This window comes from Vibrio genomosp. F10 str. 9ZD137, from assembly GCF_049974785.1.
GTDB lineage: Bacteria > Pseudomonadota > Gammaproteobacteria > Enterobacterales > Vibrionaceae > Vibrio.
Genome location: NZ_JBNGCJ010000083.1, coordinates 1 through 3999 on the forward strand (window position 1 = coordinate 1; position 3999 = coordinate 3999).

The 3999-nt window shown below is 43.6% G+C and carries 3 protein-coding genes; 1 reads left to right on the top strand and 2 read right to left on the bottom strand.

What is annotated here, in order from left to right:
- On the bottom strand, nt 1-1086 hold a 1086-nt coding region (locus ACP45E_RS01010), incomplete at its 3' end, for a glycine C-acetyltransferase (protein WP_069584599.1).
- 378 nt (nt 1087-1464) lie between these two features.
- Between ACP45E_RS01010 and ACP45E_RS01015 the strand changes: the two genes are divergently transcribed.
- Nucleotides 1465-3096 carry a methyl-accepting chemotaxis protein gene (locus ACP45E_RS01015; RefSeq protein WP_017036988.1) on the top strand — a complete coding sequence of 544 codons (1632 nt, stop codon included), beginning with the start codon at nt 1465-1467 and terminating at the stop codon, nt 3094-3096.
- A gap of 311 nt (nt 3097-3407) precedes the next feature.
- On the opposite strand, the gene ACP45E_RS01020 is transcribed toward ACP45E_RS01015, so the two are convergent.
- Nucleotides 3408-3999 (bottom strand): methyl-accepting chemotaxis protein (locus tag ACP45E_RS01020; protein ID WP_241824233.1); only part of this gene is annotated, 592 nt, incomplete at its 5' end.

Here is a 3999-nt window from a genome sequence, read left to right on the forward strand (position 1 = left end):
ACCGCTCTTCCGATCTAATGAGAACGCGACCACATAGATGCCCTTCTCTAGCGCTCGCTCAGCGAACTCAGCCGCGACTTTTGCATCACCCAGCATAATGGGGATGATCGCATGATCAGCACCGCCCATCGTAAAGCCAGCCGCTTCCATACGAGTACGGAAATGTGCTGCGTTTTCCCACAGCTTAGTACGTAAGTCGCCAGACTCTTTAAGAAGATCAATGACACGGATAGAAGCTGAAACAATCGCAGGCGCAACTGAATTTGAAAATAGGTATGGACGAGAACGCTGACGCAACCAATCAATCACTTCTTTCTTTCCAGAAGTGTAACCGCCTGAAGCGCCACCCATGGCTTTGCCGAGTGTTCCGGTAATGAAATCAATGCGGTCGATGACGTCATGATGCTCATGAGTTCCTGCACCATTTTGGCCCATAAAGCCAACGGCGTGTGAATCATCAACCATTACAAGCGCTTCGTACTTATCAGCCAAATCACAAATAGCAGGTAGGTTTGCAACCACGCCGTCCATTGAAAAAACACCATCAGTGACGATCAATGTATGACGAGCACCCGCTTCTTTCGCTTCGATTAAGCGCTGCTCTAGTTGCTCCATATCGTTATTTGCGTAGCGAAAGCGCATTGCTTTACAAAGACGCACGCCATCAATAATTGACGCATGGTTCAATGCATCTGAAATGATCGCATCTTCTTTACCTAAAATTGTTTCAAATAAACCCGTATTCGCGTCAAAGCAAGAGGTATAAAGAATCGTGTCTTCTTTACCTAGGAACGTAGATAGTTTTTGCTCTAGCTCTTTGTGTGAATCTTGAGTGCCACAAATAAATCGAACCGATGCCATGCCAAAGCCATGTTCATCCATACCCGACTTTGCCGCGTCGATTAATGCAGGATGATTAGCCAGACCCAAGTAATTATTGGCGCAGAAGTTAAGAACCTCTTCCCCAGTAGAAATAGAAACAGAAGCCTTTTGAGCCGAAGTAATCACACGCTCAGACTTATACAGTCCTTCTTCTTTCACTTCGTTAATTTGATTTTGGATTTGTTGATAAAATGACGATGACATCAGCACTATTCCTTACTCGTTCTTATAGTTAAACAAGCATAGTTGTTTATTGTAGGGGTTTGACATATTGGCCATGTCAAACTAGCTCGTCATAGTGTAAACCAACTCTATCTCGACCATTATCCCGCAACATGGAATAGCATTCGTGAACTACAGGCACATATAGTGTTAAAAAATGGTGTTGAAAGCTGGTGTTGAAAGTTGGAATAAACTTCATAACTTACAATCATTAATCTTTTCGATAGAAAATTTCTATGAAAATCAATACTCTTAATTGGTGAATATTGATCTCATTATCTATAATTTACCTAAATAGCGTGCCATACTTACTCATATTCATCACATTCATCACATTCATCATACTTACGGAATAACCTCATGAATCGTTTATCCATTTCCCAGAAAATTAGCATTCCATTATTCACGATATTGGTTGTTTTTATTGCTTCTACTCTTCTCTCTGTTTTTCAGGCAAATAAGCAAGAAGACCTCAACACCCTATTAAACCAAAACGTTCAGCCTGCAATGGGCAGTTTAGAAAATGCGTATCGAGATTTGTATCAGGTAACAGTGGCGGCCCAAGGGATTGCGCGAAGTCAATCGAGCAGCGAAGTTCAGTACCATATCGCGGAGTTTAAAGATAACGCCTATATGGCTGTGCCGAGGATGAGAAAGGTACAGAACCTTTTTGATATTGGCTTTTTACCAAAAGGTGGCGAATCCGACCTCAAGGAATTAATTACTGCTACGGAACGTTGGATAAAGTTATACGAGCCAATGATCAATCAGCCAGATAACGCTTCTGATTACCTGTCTAACAATGAAGACAAGATTAACGCAGAATTTAAAGCGATGCGAAGTAGCCTTAAGGCGATCAGTACTCAAATAGAAGAAAAACAGAACATACTTCGCGACGATGTGAAAAGCTCGATCACATCTGCAAAACTGACCGTAGAGACTGGCCTAGTTATCGCACTTATCGCGGGCGCTATCGCTTTTTGGATGATCAAACGATTCGTCATTACCCCGCTTAGAAGTATTGAAAAAGCGATGGCCGAGATTGCACAGGGCGATGGTGACTTATCGAAGCGCCTGGAAGTAACCAGCCAAGACGAACTAGGCCGCGTCGCAAACTCGTTCAATCAATTTGTCGGGAAGATTCATGTGACGGTTGAAGAAGTCATTATCTCTTCAAATGCAGTTCGTGCAGATATGGAAAACATTAAGTCCCTCACTCAAAGCATTGCTCTATTTAGCTCCAATCAACAACAAGAAAGTGAGCTTGTGGCCACTGCAGTACATGAGATGCAAGTGACCAGTTCCACAGTGAGTGACAATGCCAATGATGCCGCTCAAGCAAGTAGCAGTGCAAATAATGAAGCAGACCAAACCAGTACTATTTTGGGCCAAACGGTCGAATCAATTAAAAGCCTCTCTACTGAAATAGACAATGCTAGCCAAGTGATTCATACATTAGATACCGACGTAGGCAACATCGTATCAATACTCGATGTTATTCGTGGCATTGCTGATCAAACCAATTTACTGGCCCTCAATGCCGCGATTGAAGCAGCACGAGCTGGTGAGCAAGGAAGAGGATTTGCGGTCGTTGCTGATGAAGTTCGTTCACTTGCGAGCAGAACACAAGAGAGTACCGGTGAAATTCAATCTATGATTGAAAAACTGCAAGAAGGGGCAAAGCAAGCCGTAAATGTGATGGAAGCAAGTAAGGAAAGCAGTAACGCCACTATCGATACAGCAGGGTCCGCTGCGGAATCATTGGATAAAATTCGTCATTCCATTGCACAAATGAACGAAATGAACACACAAATTGCGTCGGCTGCGAGCCAGCAATCTAATGTCAGTAATGAAGTCAATGAGAACGTTCAGCGCATCGCTGATAATAGCTACCAAATGGTTGAGATGGTCAACAGCGCAGATAATGCCTGCATGAGCTTATCGGAACAATGCCAGAAGTTGGATAGCCTGGTTGCTGAGTTTGAAGTCTAAGCTCTAAGCTCTAAGCCATGGCTTTGAAAACAAAACAAAACTCTAAAAACAAAGCATTAGAACCAGCGTAATACAACCAAAGTTATACAACCAAAGCGTTGAAACTATAAAGCCACTGCCTTATTTATTAACAAGGCAGTGGCTTTTTTCTATTGGATTGGAAAACGGCCTGTTTAAACACCCACTCTACAAGCTCGGTGAAAACAGGCAGTAAAAGAAGTGAACTAGGTGCTCACTAATGCCCTATGTCATGAACGCATCGATGTCATGAACGCATCGATTTCATGAACGCCTCGACATCAAAAACCCCCTTACACAATGAACTTGTTAAGAATGGCATCTTGCTCTCGAACATTTTCTGTTTGCACCAGCATGGCATCATTGGCACTTGATGCCGAGTCTGAAACTTGAACAGAAAGGTCTTTAATCTTAACGGTATTGTTGTTAATTTCTTCAGCCACTAAGCTCTGTTCTTCCGCAGCAGAAGCGATCTGAATGTTCATGTCACTGATTTGCTGTATCGCCTCACGAATTCTATCTAGGGCGCCATTCGCTTCCTGAGCACGTGCGACGGCATTAACAGCGGTCTCTTTACTCTGATTCATGGCATTCGATACCGAACTGGCCCCCGCTTGGAGCTGTTCAATCATATTACGAATCTCAGTGGTGGATTCCTGAGTTCGTTGAGCGAGCGTTCTTACCTCGTCGGCCACGACCGCAAAACCACGACCAGATTCGCCAGCACGTGCTGCCTCAATCGCCGCATTGAGGGCAAGTAAGTTGGTTTGATCAGCAATGTCGTTAATGACTTTTAGTATCGTCTCTATGTTGTCTGTGGCGGATTCGAGTACTTGCACTTCTGAAACCGCTTCATCAATTCGGGTTGAAAGCTCGTCGATGGCG

Coding starts and splice junctions, on each gene's coding strand:
- ACP45E_RS01015 (WP_017036988.1), top strand. CDS start 1,465: ATGAATCGTTTATCCATTTCCCAGAAAATTAGCATTCCATTATTCACG.